The organism is Sphingomonas faeni (assembly GCF_024273235.1).
Taxonomy (GTDB): domain Bacteria; phylum Pseudomonadota; class Alphaproteobacteria; order Sphingomonadales; family Sphingomonadaceae; genus Sphingomonas; species Sphingomonas faeni_A.
In genome coordinates this window covers 1-1,469 of sequence record NZ_JANBVH010000086.1, presented here as the reverse complement: position 1 = coordinate 1,469, position 1,469 = coordinate 1, and the positions used below count along the sequence as shown (strand labels likewise).

Below are 1,469 nucleotides of genomic sequence, written 5' to 3'. Positions count from 1 at the left end.
AGCCTTTGCGGCTCAAATCTGAGATGTTGACGGTGGAGTAGTCAGCAACGGAGGCGAGTCATGTCGAATGTGGCGAAGTATATCGGGCTGGATGTGCACAAGGCGACCATCGCGGTCGCGGTTGCGGAAGGCGGGCCCGGAGGCGAGGTCCGCTTCGTCGGTACCGTAGCCAACGATGACGATGAGGTCAGGAAGCTGGTCAAACGACTGGCAACACCAGGCGCGACGCTGAGCTTCTGCTACGAGGCAGGGCCTTGCGGCTACGGGTTGCAACGGTTGCTGATCAAGCTCGGGCAGCCGTGTATCGTGATCGCACCGTCGATGATGCCGAGACGGCCCGGCGACCATGTGAAGACGGACCGGCGAGACGCGATGACGTTGGCGCGCCTGTTGCGGGCGGGGGAACTGACGGCGATCTGGGTGCCGGATGAGGCACATGAGGCGGTGCGCGATCTAATCCGCGCGCGACGCAGTGCCCAGGAAGATGCGACTGCAGCCAAACAGACTGTCCGTAGCTTCCTCCTTCGGCATGATCGTCGTTTTGAAGGACGGTCTGCATGGACGAAAATGTATTGGCGCTGGCTATCGGAACAGCGCTTTGATTATCCGCATCAACAACTGGCGTTTGAGGAGCTTCAGAAGCGGGTGCTGGAAGCGCAGGCCCGCGTCGTCCGTCTCGAGTCCGCGCTCGGCGAGGCGGTAGCGTCGTGGCATTTCGCCCCATTGGTGCGCGGACTTCAGGCCTTGCGCGGCATCAAACTGGTCAGCGCTGCCACGCTGGTGGCCGAGGTCGGCGACCTTACCCGCTTTGATAATCCCAAGCAGCTGATGGCATATGTCGGCCTCGTGCCCTCCGAGCACTCCAGTGGCGCGCGTACCCATCGCGGTCGCATCACCCGTGCTGGGAATGCGCAGGCACGCACCACGCTCGTCGAGGCAGGCTGGTCGTACCGGCTGCCGGCGCGCGAGGAGCGGCGCTACCGGGAACGCGTCGCCGATCTGCCGGAGGAGGTTCAAGCTATCGGCTGGAAAGCCCAGGTGCGACTGTGTCAGCGTTTCCGTCGATTGTCGGCGACAGGTAAGCCGCAACCGAAGGTGACGACCGCGATCGCGCGCGAACTGGTCGGCTATGCCTGGGATATCGCACGCCGGATGGCGCCTGCGATGGCCAACTAATTTCGCCTGTGGCGACAATAAGAGGAGGCGCCAGCGCATCAGCTGCATAGCCTTGGCCGGCGTGCCGCGGGCACCCGACTGTGATGGGCAATCCACGGTGTACGGTGGGGCAGGTTCGTCCGATGCCCGAGCTTAGACGGAGGATAGGCCCAGCGACGGATACGGGTAGTGCGGTGACCAATCCGCGGATGAGAGCTTGATCAATCGTCGTCGATCAGGAGTCCGCGGCACACCCGCCAAGGTTCAAACAGTCGCTGGCGTTGACGTCAGCGGAGGAGTAAACTCGGCCAACA

General features: G+C 63.1%; 1 protein-coding gene. It reads left to right on the top strand.

Going from position 1 to position 1,469, the window contains the following annotated elements; genetic code table 11:
- Positions 1–60: 60 nt before the first annotated feature.
- Positions 61–1,176, top strand: coding sequence for an IS110 family transposase (locus NLI89_RS21590; protein WP_254688785.1), 1,116 nt, complete (start codon positions 61–63; stop codon positions 1,174–1,176).
- The last annotated feature ends 293 nt before the right edge of the window (positions 1,177–1,469 follow it).